We start from the raw sequence: 15,390 nt of genomic DNA on the forward strand, positions 1-15,390 counted from the left end.
CGCCGCCCGGGCGTGTAACTGGACAGAGGCACAACCAGGCAGGGCGAGCAGACAGGCGGGGGCCATGACGGCAGGCACTGAGGAAGTGGAGGCGTTCGACGCGTTCTACGCGGCGACCGCCAAACGCCTGGTCGCCACGGTGTACGCGATGACGGGCGACCTGGGGGAGGCGGAGGACGCGGTGCAGGAGGCGTATGTGCGGGCCTGGCAGCGGTGGGACAAGGTGTCCGGTTCCGGCGACCCGCTCCCGTGGGTGCGGACCGTGGCGGTGCGGCTGTCGATCAGCACCTGGCGCCGGACGCGCGGCAGATTGCGGGCGCACTTCCGGCACGGGGTGCCCGCCGATGTGCCCGGCCTCTCCGAGGACCGGGTGGCGCTGATGGGTGCGCTGGAGGAGCTGAACCGGGACCAGCGGCAGGCGGTGGTGCTGCACCACATGCTCGGCCTGCCCGTGGAGGAGGTGGCCCGGGAGACGGGGGCGTCGAACGGCGCGGTACGGACCCGGCTGCACCGGGCCCGCAAGATCCTCGGCGAACGGCTGGCCGACACCCCGGTCGTGACGGGGCGCCAGGTGGCACGGAATGCGGTCGCGGAGCGGAGCGCGGCGGAGCGGAAGGGGCGGGTGCGGCATGGCTGAGGTCGAGGACCTGATCGAGGACGTCGCCATACGGCTCCCCGAAGCCGGGGACATCCGTGCCCGGGGCAGCGGCGGCGCACCCGCGCCCGTGCGGTCCGGGGAGGCGCGGCGGGCGCGGTCGTCCTGGCGGCGGCCGGGGCGTGGGGCCTGCTTCTTCCGTCGGACGGCCCCGAGGCGCGGCAGACGGTCAGCACCACGACGGCCAACCCCTTCCGGGTGGACGGGGAGGTGGTGATGCGCCCGGCCGGCGAGCTCCCGGGGTACGCGACCTGGCACTGGAAGGAGACCGCGAGCCTCCCGGAGGGCGCCGGACCGCGCAGCGACGCCCTGCCCCAGGTGGGCCTCGACGGCGCCTGCCCCGCGTCCTTCGTCCCGGCGGACGAGCCGGGCCAGCAGCGGTACTCCGTGCTCTACACGGGCAGCGGCCACGCCCTGGCCCAGCACCGGGTCATCGAGTACGAGGCCACCGCGACCGCCCGGTCCCAGGTGACGGCGCTGCGCGGGGCGATGGAGCGGTGCGGGCTGCACTCCGCGTCGCCGAGCGCGCGGGAGAAGGAGGAGGGCAGCGCCGTGTGGTCCGGCACGGTGGACGACGGCCGGACGCTCCGGGTCACCGTCCGGCGGTGGGAGTCCTGGGTGTCGGTCGAGGAGGTCCTGCACGGGAAGCCCGTCGGCTGACCCGTCCGGCTCGCCCGGCTGCATATGGACATGCAGACACCTTGCTGGCTGAATGGATTCGTCGGCGCCGGGCCGCGGCGCGGCGGATCTATCGAGGGGACAGGATGAGCGGGAGCAGCCCGGCCGCGCGGTTGCAGGAGCTGTTCGAGGGGCGCCGGCTCACGCCCACGCAGCGGCGCATCGCCCACTCGATGGTGCGCAGGGCCGGAGACGCCCCGTTCCTCTCCAGCGTCGAGCTGGCCGAGCTGGCCGGGGTCAGCCAGCCGTCCGTCACCCGGTTCGCCGTCGCGCTCGGTTTCGACGGCTACCCGGCACTGCGCAAGCACCTGCGCGAGGTCGCCCCGGTGGGGGCGGAGGCGGGCGAGGGCGACCAGACGTACAACGAGTACCAGCAGGCGGTGCTCGGCGAGATCGAGAACCTGCGCCACCTGGCCGAACTCCTCGCCGACCCGGGCCCCGTCGAACGGGCGGGCCGGCTGCTCGCCGCGTCCCGGCCGCTGCCGGTGCTCGGGCTGCGCGCGGCGTCCTCGCAGGCGCGCGGATTCGGGTACTTCGCGGCGAAGGTGCACCCGGACGTGCGGGTGCTCGACGAGGGCGGCAGCATGCTGCACGACCGGATCGACGCCGCCCGGCGGGCCGGGGCGACCGCGCTGATCTGCTTCGCGCTGCCTCGTCACCCGCGCGAGGTCGTGGACGCCCTGGCGTACGCGCGCGGCCGGGGGCTCACCGTGGTGTCGGTGGCCGACTCCGCGTTCGCGCCGGTGGCCCGCCACAGCGACCTGCTCATCCCGGCCGCCGTCGGCACCGGCCTCGCCTTCGACACCGCCTGCGCCCCGATGCTCCTGGGCCGGGTCCTCCTGGAGGCCATGTGCGACGCCCTGCCCGACGCCCAGGCCCGCCTGGAGGAGTTCGACACGGGGGCGGCGGCGCGGGGGTTGTTCGTGGAGTGACCCCGGGCGGGGGTGCGGGCCGCGGGCGGCCCGCACCCCCGGAACCGCCCTCAGACCTCCAGGTCCGCCTCGATCCTCTTCAGCTGGTGGCGGGCCATCGCCAGGTTCGCGCGGCTGCCGTCGAGGACCAGGTAGAGGAACAGGCCGTTGTTGCCGCGGGTCTTGAGGAGGCGGATCAGGTGGTACTGGGTGCCGAGGGTGATCAGGATGTCCTCGATCTCGTCCTTGATGCCCAGGTGCTCCATGGTGCGGAGCTTGGCGCGTACGACGTCGGTGTTGCCGGCCGCCGCGACCTCCAGGTTGAAGTCCTTGCCGCCGCCGAGGGTGCCCAGCGCCATGCCGCTCGTGTAGTCGACGAGGGCGACACCGGTGGTGCCCTCGATGGACGACATCGCTTCCTTCAGTGACGCTTCGGTGTTCGCCATGAGTGGTGCTCCCTATTCTCTGACCGGCCACTGCGGCCGGTTCCGTTGCGTGGTGCGGGGTGATGCCGGTGGTGCCAGTGGCTCTGGGGCCGCCCGGGATGCCGGTGGGCTCAGGTCGGGCGTTGCGGGAGGGCGCCCGGCTGCTGCGGGGCGCGGGGCGCGGGGGCCGGCTGCGGGGCCCGGGCCAGGGCGCGGTCGATCAGCTCGCCGATCCGGGAGCCGGCGCGGCGGCCCTCCAGATGGAGCCGGCCCACGTTGATCCGGTCCTCGGCCAGCAGGGTCAGGACGGCCTGGGACCCCGCCGCGTACGTCGCGATGTAGCCCGCCTCGCCGCGTACGAGGAGTTCGCGGAAGCCGTTCCGCCCGGTCGCCTCGGTCATCCGGATCGCGACGCCCAGGGCGGCGGCGGTGAGCGCGGCGACCCCCTCGGCCTCCACGCCCGGGGTGTCGTGCGCCAGGACGAGCCCGTCGGTGCTGGCCGCCAGTGCGCCGGAGAGGAGCGGGACCCGTGCCCGTAACCGCTGGAGTTCGGCGAGGACGTCCTGCGCTTCGGCTTCGGGCACCATCAGCTGTCTCCTTCCGGCACGCTGTCTGAGCGCGCGTATCACAGGGCCTCCAATGCGTCTCGGAGCCGGCGCAGCAGGGCGACGTCGGGGTCGGCCGTGACCTCGGGGAACGCGATCCGGCCCGGCTCCGGGGCGCCCGGGGCCGCCGGCGGGACCGGCTCGACCAGACCGGCCGCCGCGAGCCGCCGCAGGTCGACCAGGACGTGGAACGCGGACCTGCCGAGCTCCTGCGCGATGCCGGTGGCCGTACGCACCCCGTCCACGCGCTCCAGCACGCGGCGCCGGCCCACCGGCACGGGCGCGTCGGACGGCCGGCCCGTCGGCCTCAGCGGGGCGGTGTCCACCGCGGCGTCCGGCCAGATCCGGTCCAGCAGCTCGCGGCGCCGCAGGGTCTCGCGCTGCACGGCGTCCACCGGGACCGGCCGCACGGTGCCGATCCAGTGCGCGACCCCGTACCGGAAGCGTGCGGGCGTCCGGGTCGGCGCGAGGGCGAAGAAGGCCGCGTCGTACAGGGCGCCCAGGTGGCACAGCTCCAGCGCGCCGCCCGGCACCCGGCCGCTGTCCACGAGATGCCGGCCGACCCGCTGCCCGGCCCCCGCCTCGGCGACCGCGTCCCACCAGCCCTCGCGGCGCAGCGCACCGCCCCGGGTGAGCAGGACGTCGATCCCGGGCGTCGCGGGGGACTCGGCGTGGACGACCTTGCCGTCGGCGAGGTAGAGCGTGCCCCGGTCGCGCATCAGGGCGCCGGTGGCCCGCTCGGCGGCGAGCCGCTGGAGCATCGGGGAGAGCACGGGGGCGGCGGCCTCGTCCGCGAGGGCGGCGGTCATGCGAGGACCAGCCGCTCGGCGATCTCGCCGATGCGTATCCGGGCGAGCGCGAGGTTGCCCTCGGCGCGGTCGAGCCACAGGTGGAGGAAGACGCTGCTGTCGAAGTCCGTCTCCACGAACCGGAGGATGTGGTACCCGGCGGCGGTGGTGACGATGACGTCCTCGACCGGGGGAGCGCTCCCCGCCCCGCCCGCCGCCGGCTCCGGCGCGCCGAGGGCGAAGGCGGGCTGCTCGGCCGCCATCCGCGCCACCTCCGCCGTCTCCGCCGCGGTCGCCTCGTGATCGCCGTTGGGCGAGTCACCGACGGTGCCGAGGGCCAGACCGCTCGTCCAGTCGACAACGGCGGCGCCCCTGGCACCGGGCAGTCTCATGACGTCGAGCAGGCACTCGTCGATTCCGGGCACGCGGATTCCCCTCCGACACGGCGTTCGGCTGTGACCCTGAGGTTACGCATCGTGCTCTCTCCTGGTGGAGGTTCTGGCATTTTCCATCGGTACATGCGGGTGGTTGGTGGAGAATGCCCCGCCACGCGCCGCTTCTGACGTGCGGTGAGCCCGTGCGGCCCCGCCTGTTGACTGGAGCTATTCAGCCACTCAAGATGTGAATAGAAAATTCACAGTCGCGAGGAGGCACCGCCATGTCAGGACCCCGCCCCGTACGGGCGCCGCGCGGTACGGAATTGACCGCCCTGGGATGGCAGCAGGAAGCCGCCCTGCGGATGCTCCAGAACAACCTCGACCCCGAGGTCGCCGAGCACCCCGACAAGCTCGTCGTCTACGGCGGCACCGGCAAGGCGGCCCGCGACTGGCGCTCCTTCGACGCGATGGTCCGTACGCTGCGCACGCTCAAGCAGGACGAGACGATGCTCGTCCAGTCCGGGCGGCCGGTCGGCGTCATGCAGACGCACGAGTGGGCGCCGCGCGTCCTGATCGCCAACTCCAACCTGGTCGGCGACTGGGCGAACTGGGAGGAGTTCCGCCGCCTGGAGGCGCTCGGGCTCACCATGTACGGCCAGATGACCGCCGGTTCCTGGATCTACATCGGCACCCAGGGCATCCTCCAGGGCACGTACGAGACCTTCGCCGCCGTCGCCGCCAAGAAGTTCGGCGGCTCGCTGGCCGGCACGATCACCCTGACCGCCGGGCTCGGCGGCATGGGCGGCGCCCAGCCGCTCGCCGTGACCATGAACGACGGCGTCGCGATCTGCATCGACTGCGACCCGCGCGCCATCGAGCGCCGCATCGAGCACCGCTACCTGGACGTGAAGGCCGACTCCCTGGAGCACGCCCTCCAGCTCGCCGTCGAGGCGCGGGATGCCCGCCGCCCGCTCTCCATCGGCCTCCTCGGCAACGCGGCGGAGCTGCTGCCCCGGATGCTCGCCGAGGGCGCCCCCATCGACATCGTCACCGACCAGACCAGCGCACACGACCCGCTGGCCTACCTGCCGGTCGGCGTCGACTTCGACGACATGGCCTCGTACGCCGCCGAGAAGCCCGCCGACTTCACCGGCCGCGCCCGCGAGTCGATGGCCCGGCACGTCGAGGCGATGGTCGGCTTCATGGACGCCGGCGCGGAGGTCTTCGACTACGGCAACTCGATCCGGGGCGAGGCGCAGCTCGCCGGATACGCGCGCGCCTTCGACTTCCCCGGCTTCGTCCCCGCCTACATCCGGCCGCTGTTCTGCGAGGGGAAGGGACCGTTCCGCTGGGCGGCCCTGTCCGGCGAGGCGTCCGACATCCACAAGACGGACAAGGCGCTGCTCGAACTCTTCCCGGAGAACGAGTCCCTGCACCGCTGGATCAGGATGGCCGGCGAGCGCGTCCACTTCCAGGGCCTGCCCGCCCGCATCTGCTGGCTCGGCTACGGCGAACGCGACCGGGCCGGCGAGCGCTTCAACGACATGGTGGCGAGCGGCGAGCTCGCGGCGCCGCTGGCGATCGGGCGCGACCACCTGGACTGCGGGTCCGTGGCCTCCCCGTACCGCGAGACCGAGGCCATGCTCGACGGCTCCGACGCGATCGCGGACTGGCCGCTGCTGAACGCCATGGTCAACGTGGCGTCGGGCGCGTCCTGGGTCTCCCTCCACCACGGCGGCGGGGTCGGCATGGGCCGGTCCATCCACGCCGGACAGGTGACCGTCGCGGACGGCACGCCGCTGGCCGGCGAGAAGATCCGGCGGGTGCTGACGAACGACCCGGGCATGGGCGTGATCCGGCACGTTGACGCGGGGTACGACATCGCGGACGCGGTGGCTTCGGACAAGGGCGTGCGGGTGCCGATGCGGGAGGACGCGTGACGGCCGGGCGGCCGGCCGGGGGAGCCTCCTTCCAAGCCATGTGGGCCGAGCTCGCGCCCATCGGGCGGCACGCCGGCAGCGGAGGGTATCGGCGGTACGCGTGGACCGGGGCCGATGGCGATTGCCGGGAGTGGTTCCGGGCGCAGGCCGAGGCTCGGGGGCTGGCCGTCGAGGTCGACCGGAACGGCAACCAGTGGGCCTGGCTCGGGGACCCGCTCGCCGGGGACGCCGTCGTCACCGGCTCGCACCTCGACTCCGTGCCCGACGGCGGCGCCTTCGACGGGCCGCTCGGCGTCGTCTCCTCGTTCGCCGCGCTCGATGAACTCCGCCGCAGGGGAGTGGAGTTCACCAAGCCGCTGGCCATCACCAACTTCGGTGACGAGGAGGGCGCCCGGTTCGGCCTCGCCTGCGTCGGCTCCCGGCTCGCCGCGGGGCAGCTGACCGTCGAGGCCGCGCACCGGCTGCGCGACGCGGACGGCGTCACCCTCCCGCAGGCCATGGCCGCCGCCGGACACGACCCCGACGCCATCGGCCCCGACCCCGAACGGCTCGCCCGGATCGGCGCCTTCGTGGAGCTCCACGTCGAGCAGGGCCGCGCCCTCGACCTCACCGGCGACCCCGTCGGCATCGCCTCCGCGATCTGGCCGCACGGGCGCTGGCGGTTCGACTTCCGGGGCGAGGCCAACCACGCGGGCACCACCCGGCTCGCCGACCGCCGGGACCCGATGCTCACGTACGCCGAGACCGTCATCGCCGCCCGGCGGGAGGCGGAACTCGCGGGCGCCCTCGCCACCTTCGGCAAGGTCGCCGTCGAGCCCAACGGGGTCAACGCGATCCCGTCCCTCGTGCGCGGCTGGCTCGACTCGCGCGCCGCCGACCAGGACACCCTGGACACGGTCGTCGCCGCCGTCGAGCGCGCCGCCCGGGAGCACGCGGAGCGGGCCGGCATCGACCTGGACGTCGTCCGGGAGTCGTTCACGCCCGTGGTCGAGTTCGGGCACGCCCTGCGCGACGAGCTGTCCACCCTGCTCAAGGGCTCCGCCCACGGCACCGGCCGCCCGGTCCCCGTGCTCGGCACCGGCGCCGGGCACGACGCGGGTATTTTGTCCGCTTCGGTCCCGACCGCCATGCTGTTCGTACGGAACCCGACCGGGATCTCGCACTCGCCGGCCGAGCACGCCGCCGAGGACGACTGCGTGGCCGGGGTCATCGCACTCGCCGACGTACTGGAAGGTCTCGCGTGCCGCTGACGACGGAGGCGACGGGCACACCCGTCACCGAGACGTACTGGCTGTCCCACGCCTGGCTCGGCACCCATGTCGAGCCGGGCGTCGCCCTGGACGTGTCCGACGGGCGCATCGCCCGCGTACGCACCGGAGTGGACGCCCCGCCGCCCGGCGCCACCGCGCTGCGCGGGCTCACCCTGCCCGGCCTGGCCAACACCCACTCGCACGCCTTCCACCGCGCCCTGCGCTCCACCGTCCAGGTCGGCTCGGGCACCTTCTGGACCTGGCGCGAGACCATGTACCAGGTGGCGTCCCGGCTCACGCCCGACACCTATTACGCGCTCGCCCGCGCCGTGTACGCGGAGATGGCGCTCGCGGGCATCACCGCGGTCGGCGAATTCCACTATCTGCACCACGCGCCCGGCGGCACGCCCTACGACAACCCCAACGCCATGGGCGAGGCCCTGATCGCGGCCGCCCGCGCGGCCGGCATCCGGATCACCCTGCTCGACACCGCCTACCTCTCCGCCGGATTCGGCTCCGGGCCCGACGACTACCGCGAGCCCGACCGGCACCAGGCACGCTTCAGCGACGGGACCGCCGACGCCTGGGCCGAACGCGCCGCCCTCCTCAAGGGCGACGACCACACGGTCATCGGCGCCGCCGTCCACTCCGTGCGGGCGGTCCCGGCCGGTCAGCTCTCCACCGTCGCCCGCTGGGCCGAGGAACGCCAGGCCCCCCTGCACGTCCACCTCTCCGAGCAGACCGCCGAGAACGACGCCTGCCTCGCCGCCCACGGACGCACCCCGGCCCGGCTCCTCGCCGACCACGGCGTCCTCGGACTCCGCACCACCGGCGTCCACAACACCCACCTCACCGACGAGGACATCGCCCTCATCGGCTCGACGGGCACCGGCACCTGCATGTGCCCGACCACCGAACGGGACCTCGCCGACGGCATCGGCCCCGCGGCCGCCCTCCAGCACGCCGGATCCCCGCTCTCGCTCGGCAGCGACAGCCACGCGGTGATCGACCTCTTCGAGGAGGCCCGCGCGATGGAGCTGAACGAGCGGCTGCGCACCCGCAGGCGCGGCCACTGGACGGCCGCCGCCCTGCTGCGCGCCGCCTCCGCCGACGGCCACGCCGCGCTCGGCCGACCCGACGCGGGCGTCCTCGAACCGGGCGCCCCCGCCGACCTGGTGACGATCGCGCTCGACTCCGTCAGGACGGCGGGACCGGTGCCACGACTGGCAGCGGAGACCGCCGTATTCGCCGCCTCCGCGGCGGACGTCCGCCACACCGTGGTGGCGGGGCGCCACCTCGTACGCGACGGACGGCACACGCTGGTGGACGACGTCCCGCGAGCACTCGCCCAGGCCATCGGCGCGCTGCGCCACTGAGCGGCACCCCGGCGACCACACCCCGGCTCCCACGCAAGGAGAGCAGCCCCCCGATGACGACGACCGCCATCACCCACATCTCCGCACTGGTCACCAACGACCCCTCCCTCGGCGACGAGTCCCCCCTCGGACTGATCCAGGACGCGGCCGTCGTCATCGAGGGCGACCGCGTCGTCTGGACCGGTGCGTCCAGCAAAGCACCCGCCACTGACAACGCCGTCGACGCGGGCGGCCGGGCGGTGATCCCCGGCTTCGTGGACTCCCACTCCCACCTGGTCTTCGCGGGCGACCGCACCCAGGAGTTCAACGCCCGGATGTCCGGCCGCCCCTACAGCGCCGGCGGCATCCGCACCACCGTCGCCGCCACCCGCGCCGCCACCGACGAACAGCTCTCCGCCAACGTCGCCCGCTACCTCGCCGAGGCGCTGCGCCAGGGCACCACCACCTTCGAGACCAAGTCCGGCTACGGCCTCACCGTCGAGGACGAGGCCCGCGCCCTGCGCGTCGCCGCCCGCCACACCGACGAGGTCACCTTCCTCGGCGCCCACATCGTCTCCCCGGACTACGCCGACGACCCCGCCGGATACGTGGACCTGGTCACCGGACCGATGCTCGACGCCTGCGCCCCGTACGCCCGCTGGATCGACGTCTTCTGCGAGCGCGGCGCCTTCGACGGCGACCAGGCGCGGGCGATCCTCACCGCCGGCCGCGCCCGGGGCCTGCACCCCCGGGTCCACGCCAACCAGCTCGGCCACGGGCCCGGCGTCCAGCTGGCCGTGGAACTGGACGCCGCGTCCGCCGACCACTGCACCCACCTCACCGACGCGGACGTCGACGCCCTCGCCCAGTCGGAGACCGTCGCGACGCTGCTGCCCGGCGCCGAGTTCTCCACCCGCGCCCCCTGGCCGGACGCCCGCCGGCTGCTCGACGCGGGCGCGACCGTCGCCCTGTCCACGGACTGCAACCCGGGCTCCTCGTTCACCTCGTCCCTGCCGTTCTGCGTCGCCCTCGCCGTACGGGACATGGGCATGACCCCGGACGAAGCCCTCTGGGCCGCCACGGCGGGCGGCGCGGCCGCCCTGCGGCGGAAGGACGTCGGCCGCCTCGCCCCGGGCGCCCGCGCCGACCTGGTGGTCCTGGACGCGCCCAGCCACGTCCACCTCGCGTACCGGCCGGGCGTGCCGCTCGTCCACGAGGTCTGGCGCGCCGGCGCACGCGTGGTCTGACCCGGGCGGCGCCCCGGAACGCGGAAGGACCTGCCCCGTCCGGGGCAGGTCCTTTCCGGCTGTCCGCGCACGGGGCGCGGGAGACGGCTCACTCGTCCAGCGTCAGACCCTTGCGGAGCTTGACCAGGGTGCGCGACAGCAGCCGCGAGACGTGCATCTGCGAGATGCCCAGCTCCTCGCCGATCTCCGACTGCGTCATGTTGGCGACGAACCGGAGCGAGAGGATCTGGCGGTCGCGGCCCGGCAGCGAGGCGATGAGCGGCTTCAGGGACTCGACGTACTCGATGCCTTCGAGCCCGTGGTCCTCGTAGCCGATCCGGTCGGCCAGCGCGCCCTCGTGCTCGTCCTCCTCGGGCTTGGCGTCGAGCGAGCTCGCGGTGTACGCGTTGCTCGCGGCCATGCCCTCCACGACCTCGTCACGGGTGAGGCCGAGGCGGTCGGCGAGCTCGCCCACGGTGGGCGCCCGGTCGAGCTGCTGGGCGAGCTCGTCGCCCGCCTTGGCCAGGTCGAGCCGCAGCTCCTGCAGGCGGCGCGGGACGCGCACGGACCAGCTGGTGTCGCGGAAGAAACGCTTGATCTCGCCGACGATGGTCGGCATCGCGAAAGTCGGGAACTCGACGCCCCGGCTCAGCTCGAAGCGGTCGATCGCCTTGATCAGGCCGATCGTGCCGACCTGGACGATGTCCTCCATCGGCTCGCTGCGGGAGCGGAAGCGGGACGCGGCGAACTTGACCAGGGCCAGGTTCAGCTCGACGAGGGTGTTGCGTACGTAGGCGTACTCCGGCGTGCCCTCTTCGAGGGTCTCCAGCCGGGTGAAGAGCGTCTTCGACAGGGCCCTGGCGTCCAGCGCCCCCACCTCGGTGTAGGGCGGGATCTCGGGAAGTCCCTCGAGTCCGTCGAGCGCTTCGGTGGGTGATTCGGTCTGTCCCTGAGGACATGCCGACGGCGCGTTGTGGGTACGCGGTACGTCGAGCCGGGGTGACATGCGGTCTCCTCCATCGTTCTCGGCATATGGCTGCCGATGCCCATACGTGTTCCTGCGGTGAAGCGGCGCCTCCGAAGCCGGTCGCGTTTTTTGGGGTCCCTCTACCCTTACCCGCTCGCCATGACTCGGTACAACCTCCAAATGCCCGGCTATGTCCGCTTTGTTGAGGTCTCCGGCTTCCGCGTGGCGCACGGAACGCGTACTGTTCCAAGAACATCAGTGACAGCTGTGCACGCATCCGCATGTGCGGGATGCGGACAGTGACGAGCGGTGAAGAGGGTCGGGAATGGACCGCGGGACGGTCGGCAGTGCGAACCGGGGTCGGCTACAGGTCGAGGCCCGGACCGAGGGGCGCAGCGAGGTGGTGACGCCCGTGGGTGAGCTCGATCACCACACGGCGGATCTGCTGCGCGAGCCGCTGGAGAGCGCGGTCGAACAGGGGCGTGCGCGCCTGGTGGTCGACTGCTCGCGACTCGACTTCTGTGATTCCACCGGGCTGAACGTGCTGCTCGGTGCCCGCCTCAAGGCGGAGGAAGCCGGGGGAGGGGTTCATTTGGCGGCGATGCAGCCCATGGTGGCGCGGGTCTTCGAGATCACGGGGGCCGAGGCGGTATTCACCGTCCACGCCTCCCTCGCCGAGGCCCTGGAGACCTGACCGGGTCGCCCTCCGGCGGCCCCGTCGGCCTCGTCCGTCGCGTGAGTTTCGCGATCCGCGAAGCGGTAGGGGGTGTCGACGCGGTTCGGCCGGGCAGGAGATCTTCCGGCGAGCCCGGGCGGCCTGGCCCTCAGTGCCTGTGCGGTTCCTGTATCAGTGTCCGTATCGGTATTCGCATCGGTATGTGTAGTCGTATCTGTTCAATGGTTCGTATCTGTCCAATGGCGACATGGTGGATCGGTGAGGTGAAGCGCTGATGAGCACCACCCGGCAGCATCCGCCGGGCGACCTCGGCCGCGAGCCGGAGGGCGCGGGCGTTTCCTCCGCCGAGCCCGTCCGGCCGACGGAGGCCGCCGAGCGGCAGTGGCGCACGCTGTCGTTGCGGGAGGCCACCGGCATCGTGCCGACGGCCCGTGATTTCGCCCGCGAGGCGCTCCGCGACTGGGGCTGGCTCCCCGCGGCCGGCGCCGACCGCCGCGCCGCCGCGGAGGACTTCCTGCTGGTCGTCTCCGAACTGGTCACCAACGCGTGCCTGCACGCGGGCGGCCCCGACGAGATCAGAATCGCCCGCAGCGCCAAGGCGCTCCGCGTGGAGGTCGCCGACGGCGGCGCGGGCCAGCCCCAGCCGCGTACGCCGCACCGGGCCGGGCGGCCCGGCGGCCACGGCATGTTCATCGTGCAGCGGCTCTGCCTGGACTGGGGAGTCGTACGGGTGCCGGGCGAGCCCGGCAAGACCGTGTGGGCGGAGCTGGCCGCTCCGGCGTAACGGCAGTCCCCAGGCGTACGGAAGGGGCCCCGCACCGGCGAACCGGTGCGGGGCCCCTTCCCCGTCTTCCCGTACGGGATACGGACTCAGTGCACGTCGCCCATGTGCTGGGCGACCTTCTTGCGGTACATCCAGATGCCCACACCGGCGATGAGGGCGAGGATCACCTCGAAGACGACGGAACCCGTGGTGTTCAGGTCGACGCCGACGGGCGGGGCCGTGAGCAGCCCGGTCAGCGAGTCGCCGGCGGTCACGGCGAGGAACCACACGCCCATCATCTGGGAGCTGTACTTCGCCGGGGCCATCTTCGTGGTGACCGACAGGCCGACCGGCGAGAGGCACAGCTCCGCGACGGTCTGGATGAAGTAGATCGCCACCAGCCACATCGGGCTGACCTTGCCGCCGTTGGCGGCGGTGTCGATCAGCGGGATGAGGAAGACCGCGAAGGAGATGCCGATCAGCACGAGGCTGGAGGCGAACTTGACGGCGGTGCTCGGCTCCTTGCCGCGCTTGTTCAGCCACAGCCAGCCCGAGGCGACCACGGGGGCGATCGCCATGATGAAGATCGGGTTCAGCGACTGGTACCAGGACGTCGGGAAGTGGAAGCCCAGCAGGTGGTTGGTGGTCGAGTTCTCACCGAAGATCGACAGGGTCGAGCCGTTCTGGTCGTAGATCATCCAGAAGACGGCGGCGACCACGAAGAACCAGATGTAGCCCGACAGCTTGGACTGCTCGGTCGACGTCAGCTCCTTGTCGCGCTTCATGCGCGCCAGGACGGCGACCGGGATGACCAGGCCGGCGATGCTCAGCGGCACCGTGGACCAGTCGGCGAAGTTGCCGGTGACGGCCATCAGGCCGTAGACGACGGCCGCGACGATCAGCCAGATCAGGCCCTTGCGCAGGGCGGACTGCTTCTCCTGCTCGGTGGCGGGCGTCGAGACGACGTCGCTCTGCGGGCTCAGGTGGCGGGTGCCGAGCATGAACTGGGCCAGGCCCAGGGCCATGCCGAGCGCCGCGAGCGCGAAGCCGAAGTGCCAGTTGACGTTCTCGCCGACGGTGCCGATGGTCAGCGGGGCGAGGAAGGCGCCCACGTTGATGCCGATGTAGAAGAGCGTGAAGCCACCGTCGCGGCGCGGGTCCTCCGGGCCGTCGTAGAGGTGGCCGACCATCGTGGAGATGTTCGCCTTCAGCAGCCCGGAACCGAGCGCCACGAGCACCAGGCCCGCGAAGAAGGTCACCGAGTTCGGCACGGCGAGCGTGATGTGGCCGAGGATGACGACGGCGCCGCCGATGGCGACCGTCTTGCGCGGCCCCCAGAAGCGGTCGGCCATCCAGCCGCCGGGCATGGCGAGCAGGTAGACCATCGCCATGTAGACCGAGTAGATCGCGGTGGCCGTGGTGGCGTTCATGTGCATGCCGCCGGGCGCGATCAGGTACAGCGGGAGCAGTGCCTTCATGCCGTAGAAGCTGTAACGCTCCCACATCTCGGTCATGAAGAGCGTGGCCAGGCCCCGGGGGTGGCCGAAGAAGGTCTTCTCGCCACCAACGGTGCTCGACGGGTCCTTCGTCAGGCTGGACGCCATGATCGATCCTTGTGTGCTCGGGACGCGGCGCCTCGACGAAGCGGGTACGCGCCCGGTGGGGGGAGGCCGGCACCGTCACGGGTACGCCCCTCCGCGACGGGATCCACACCCGGAGCGCCTTCATCGGCGGTCCGGGCCCGGCCCACAGGTCATTCACTGAAACTTCCGGGCCGGCGGGTACCGGCCCCGCACACAAAAGAGACCCTTGGCGCTCAGAGCTGCCCAAAGGTCCTTGAGTAGTGCAATAGGCGTTGAGACACCATACGACACGACAGAGCCCGATATGGAAGGACTTGAGAGATGGATCACAGGTCCAGGGGCAACCACACTCGCATATTCGAAGGTCCTACCGGTAACGGCACCCACTCCCGCAGGGCTCTCGGATCGCCTCCCTAGCTGTCCGCCGCGCGGACTACCATCAGTGCATGACCCGTGTACTGCTCGCCGAGGACGACGCATCCATCTCGGAGCCGCTGGCCCGCGCCCTGCGGCGGGAGGGTTACGAGGTCGAGGTGCGGGAAGACGGACCGACCGCGCTCGACGCCGGACTCCAGGGCGGCATCGACCTGGTCGTGCTCGACCTGGGGCTGCCCGGGATGGACGGCCTCGAAGTCGCCCGCCGGCTGCGTGCCGAGGGTCACACCGTGCCGGTCCTGGTCCTCACCGCCCGCGCGGACGAGGTGGACACGGTCGTCGGGCTCGACGCGGGCGCCGACGACTACGTCACCAAGCCCTTCCGCCTCGCCGAGCTGCTCGCCCGGGTCCGGGCCCTGCTGCGGCGCGGCGCCACCGAGCCCGCCCCCCAGCCCGCCACGCACGGCGTCCGCATCGACGTCGAATCGCACCGGGCCTGGATGGGTGAGGAGGAGTTGCAGCTCACCGCGAAGGAGTTCGACCTCCTGCGGGTCCTCGTCCGGGACGCGGGCCGGGTCGTCACCCGCGACCAGCTGATGCGCGAGGTCTGGGACACCACCTGGTGGTCGTCCACCAAGACGCTCGACATGCACATCTCCTGGCTCCGCAAGAAGCTCGGCGACGACGCGGCCAACCCGCGCTACATCGCCACGGTCCGGGGCGTCGGCTTCCGCTTCGAGAAGAGCTAGGGCCTTTCGTTCGGGGCCTGTAGCGTCCTTCGGGGCCTGTAGCGTCCTTGCTGTCCGACCCGAGCCG

The 15,390-nt window shown here is 72.5% G+C and carries 16 protein-coding genes; 10 read left to right on the top strand and 6 right to left on the bottom strand.

Features of this window, described 5'->3' with window-relative positions; genetic code table 11:
- Positions 1 to 64 precede the first annotated feature (64 nt).
- From NEH16_RS19290 to NEH16_RS19300, 3 genes are all read left to right on the top strand, one after another.
- A complete protein-coding gene (locus tag NEH16_RS19290; protein ID WP_073968524.1) occupies positions 65 to 637 on the top strand; it encodes a SigE family RNA polymerase sigma factor in 573 nt (190 codons plus the stop codon).
- A 216-nt stretch (positions 638 to 853) separates the two neighbouring features.
- Entirely contained in the window at positions 854 to 1,315 is a 462-nt protein-coding gene (locus NEH16_RS19295; protein WP_265543991.1) for a hypothetical protein, read from the top strand.
- Positions 1,316 to 1,419: 104 nt separating this feature from the next.
- Positions 1,420 to 2,265 (top strand): MurR/RpiR family transcriptional regulator, encoded by an 846-nt coding sequence (locus tag NEH16_RS19300; RefSeq protein WP_265543993.1) that lies wholly within the window; start codon positions 1,420 to 1,422, stop codon positions 2,263 to 2,265.
- A gap of 50 nt (positions 2,266 to 2,315) precedes the next feature.
- On the opposite strand, the gene NEH16_RS19305 is transcribed toward NEH16_RS19300, so the two are convergent.
- From NEH16_RS19305 to NEH16_RS19320, 4 genes are all read right to left on the bottom strand, one after another.
- A complete protein-coding gene (locus NEH16_RS19305) occupies positions 2,316 to 2,690 on the bottom strand; it encodes a hypothetical protein (protein ID WP_073968521.1) in 375 nt (124 codons plus the stop codon).
- A gap of 110 nt (positions 2,691 to 2,800) precedes the next feature.
- Positions 2,801 to 3,256 (bottom strand): roadblock/LC7 domain-containing protein, encoded by a 456-nt coding sequence (locus tag NEH16_RS19310; protein ID WP_073968520.1) that lies wholly within the window; start codon positions 3,254 to 3,256, stop codon positions 2,801 to 2,803.
- A 38-nt stretch (positions 3,257 to 3,294) separates the two neighbouring features.
- Positions 3,295 to 4,083, bottom strand: coding sequence for a transcriptional regulator (locus NEH16_RS19315; protein ID WP_265543995.1), 789 nt, complete (start codon positions 4,081 to 4,083; stop codon positions 3,295 to 3,297).
- On the bottom strand, positions 4,080 to 4,487 hold the full coding sequence (locus NEH16_RS19320; RefSeq protein WP_073968518.1) for a hypothetical protein: 408 nt from the start codon (positions 4,485 to 4,487) through the stop codon (positions 4,080 to 4,082). The genes NEH16_RS19315 and NEH16_RS19320 overlap by 4 nt, the downstream gene beginning before the upstream one ends.
- 233 nt (positions 4,488 to 4,720) lie before the next feature.
- Between NEH16_RS19320 and hutU the strand changes: the two genes are divergently transcribed.
- Genes hutU through hutI form a run of 4 tightly spaced genes read left to right on the top strand, consistent with a single transcriptional unit; the run spans position 4,721 to position 10,231 of the window.
- A complete protein-coding gene (gene hutU / locus NEH16_RS19325; RefSeq protein ID WP_265543997.1) occupies positions 4,721 to 6,379 on the top strand; it encodes a urocanate hydratase in 1,659 nt (552 codons plus the stop codon).
- A gap of 38 nt (positions 6,380 to 6,417) precedes the next feature.
- Entirely contained in the window at positions 6,418 to 7,629 is a 1,212-nt protein-coding gene (locus NEH16_RS19330; protein ID WP_265543999.1) for an allantoate amidohydrolase, read from the top strand.
- A complete protein-coding gene (locus NEH16_RS19335) occupies positions 7,620 to 9,005 on the top strand; it encodes a formimidoylglutamate deiminase (RefSeq protein WP_265544002.1) in 1,386 nt (461 codons plus the stop codon). Before NEH16_RS19330 ends, NEH16_RS19335 begins: the two co-directional genes overlap by 10 nt.
- A gap of 53 nt (positions 9,006 to 9,058) precedes the next feature.
- A complete protein-coding gene (gene hutI / locus NEH16_RS19340) occupies positions 9,059 to 10,231 on the top strand; it encodes an imidazolonepropionase (protein ID WP_265544003.1) in 1,173 nt (390 codons plus the stop codon).
- Between the two features lie 88 nt (positions 10,232 to 10,319).
- Here hutI and NEH16_RS19345 read toward each other — a convergent pair whose 3' ends face one another.
- Positions 10,320 to 11,216 (bottom strand): RNA polymerase sigma factor SigF, encoded by an 897-nt coding sequence (locus NEH16_RS19345; protein WP_073968513.1) that lies wholly within the window; start codon positions 11,214 to 11,216, stop codon positions 10,320 to 10,322.
- A gap of 286 nt (positions 11,217 to 11,502) precedes the next feature.
- Between NEH16_RS19345 and NEH16_RS19350 the strand changes: the two genes are divergently transcribed.
- Together NEH16_RS19350 and NEH16_RS19355 are read left to right on the top strand one after the other, a co-directional pair.
- Positions 11,503 to 11,871, top strand: a complete 369-nt coding sequence (locus NEH16_RS19350) for an STAS domain-containing protein (protein WP_073968512.1) — start codon at positions 11,503 to 11,505, stop codon at positions 11,869 to 11,871.
- Between the two features lie 256 nt (positions 11,872 to 12,127).
- Positions 12,128 to 12,637: an ATP-binding protein gene (locus NEH16_RS19355; protein WP_073968511.1), complete on the top strand. Its 510-nt coding sequence runs from the start codon at positions 12,128 to 12,130 to the stop codon at positions 12,635 to 12,637.
- Between the two features lie 86 nt (positions 12,638 to 12,723).
- Here the strand turns inward: NEH16_RS19355 and NEH16_RS19360 are convergent, their stop codons facing one another.
- A complete protein-coding gene (locus NEH16_RS19360) occupies positions 12,724 to 14,220 on the bottom strand; it encodes a peptide MFS transporter (RefSeq protein WP_073968510.1) in 1,497 nt (498 codons plus the stop codon).
- A gap of 425 nt (positions 14,221 to 14,645) precedes the next feature.
- Here NEH16_RS19360 and NEH16_RS19365 point away from each other — a divergent pair, with 425 nt between their 5' ends.
- A complete protein-coding gene (locus NEH16_RS19365; RefSeq protein WP_018104033.1) occupies positions 14,646 to 15,323 on the top strand; it encodes a response regulator transcription factor in 678 nt (225 codons plus the stop codon).
- Positions 15,324 to 15,390: the final 67 nt, after the last annotated feature.

This window comes from Streptomyces drozdowiczii, assembly GCF_026167665.1.
Classification (GTDB): domain Bacteria; phylum Actinomycetota; class Actinomycetes; order Streptomycetales; family Streptomycetaceae; genus Streptomyces; species Streptomyces drozdowiczii_A.

What these genes read in the sequence shown, in the direction of transcription:
- NEH16_RS19310 (WP_073968520.1), bottom strand. Translation starts at nt 3,256, where the DNA reads ATGGTGCCCGAAGCCGAAGCGCAGGACGTCCTCGCCGAACTCCAGCGG.
- hutU (WP_265543997.1), top strand. Translation starts at nt 4,721, where the DNA reads ATGTCAGGACCCCGCCCCGTACGGGCGCCGCGCGGTACGGAATTGACC.
- NEH16_RS19330 (WP_265543999.1), top strand. Translation starts at nt 6,418, where the DNA reads ATGTGGGCCGAGCTCGCGCCCATCGGGCGGCACGCCGGCAGCGGAGGG.
- NEH16_RS19365 (WP_018104033.1), top strand. Translation starts at nt 14,646, where the DNA reads ATGACCCGTGTACTGCTCGCCGAGGACGACGCATCCATCTCGGAGCCG.
- NEH16_RS19355 (WP_073968511.1), top strand. Translation starts at nt 12,128, where the DNA reads ATGAGCACCACCCGGCAGCATCCGCCGGGCGACCTCGGCCGCGAGCCG.
- NEH16_RS19315 (WP_265543995.1), bottom strand. Translation starts at nt 4,083, where the DNA reads ATGACCGCCGCCCTCGCGGACGAGGCCGCCGCCCCCGTGCTCTCCCCG.
- NEH16_RS19350 (WP_073968512.1), top strand. Translation starts at nt 11,503, where the DNA reads ATGGACCGCGGGACGGTCGGCAGTGCGAACCGGGGTCGGCTACAGGTC.
- NEH16_RS19290 (WP_073968524.1), top strand. Translation starts at nt 65, where the DNA reads ATGACGGCAGGCACTGAGGAAGTGGAGGCGTTCGACGCGTTCTACGCG.
- NEH16_RS19360 (WP_073968510.1), bottom strand. Translation starts at nt 14,220, where the DNA reads ATGGCGTCCAGCCTGACGAAGGACCCGTCGAGCACCGTTGGTGGCGAG.
- hutI (WP_265544003.1), top strand. Translation starts at nt 9,059, where the DNA reads ATGACGACGACCGCCATCACCCACATCTCCGCACTGGTCACCAACGAC.
- NEH16_RS19300 (WP_265543993.1), top strand. Translation starts at nt 1,420, where the DNA reads ATGAGCGGGAGCAGCCCGGCCGCGCGGTTGCAGGAGCTGTTCGAGGGG.
- NEH16_RS19345 (WP_073968513.1), bottom strand. Translation starts at nt 11,216, where the DNA reads ATGTCACCCCGGCTCGACGTACCGCGTACCCACAACGCGCCGTCGGCA.
- NEH16_RS19305 (WP_073968521.1), bottom strand. Translation starts at nt 2,690, where the DNA reads ATGGCGAACACCGAAGCGTCACTGAAGGAAGCGATGTCGTCCATCGAG.